Here is a 643-nt window from a genome sequence, read left to right on the forward strand (position 1 = left end):
CTCGTCGTCGGTCATGTGCGGCGCGTCGCTTCCGGGGATGAAAAAGGCGGGTGATTCCGTGACGAGACGAACGAAGAAGACGACGAGATGATTTCAGACGAGGTCGGTATCGAGACCGTCGCAGACGCGGTCGTGAAGTTTGCCCGTGACGGTCTCCATGAGGCGTTCGAGATTGACCGTGTCTTCGCGGTTGTACGAGACGAGGGTGTCGAGAGCCGATTCGTCGCCGCGTTCGTACTCGCGCCAGAGCCTGACCGCATCTCGGCCGGAGATATCGGGGCGGTCGCGGTCGATGCCGATGTCCTTCTCGATCTGTTTCAAGCCGCCGGTCAAATCGAGCGTCCGACACGGATACATGAGGTCGACGTGCGGAACATCGATAGAGAGGTCGAACGACGTTTCGAGGAAGGGTACGTCGAATCGTGCGCCGTTGAACGTCGCGATGAGCTTTGCGTCGGTAAACTGCTCACGGAGCGCATCGGCAGTCAAATCTTCGCCCCGAACGAGTGTCGTGGTTTCGCCGTCCTGATGGAACGAGACGGTCGTGACCGAATTGCGTTCTGCCGACAGACCGGTCGTCTCGATGTCGAAGAAACACGTCTCGTCGCGGAAATTCTCGTAGAGTCGCCAGCGCTCGCCAGAC

1 protein-coding gene is annotated in these 643 nt (G+C 59.6%); it reads right to left on the reverse strand.

Annotated elements, in window-relative coordinates:
* Positions 1-93 precede the first annotated feature (93 nt).
* The coding region (locus tag DVK05_RS16355) for a ribonuclease H-like domain-containing protein (RefSeq protein WP_121564941.1) at positions 94-643 on the reverse strand (550 nt) is incomplete at its 5' end.

The sequence above is a fragment of the Halorubrum sp. Atlit-8R genome, from assembly GCF_003666025.1.
In the GTDB taxonomy this organism is placed as follows: domain Archaea; phylum Halobacteriota; class Halobacteria; order Halobacteriales; family Haloferacaceae; genus Halorubrum; species Halorubrum salinarum.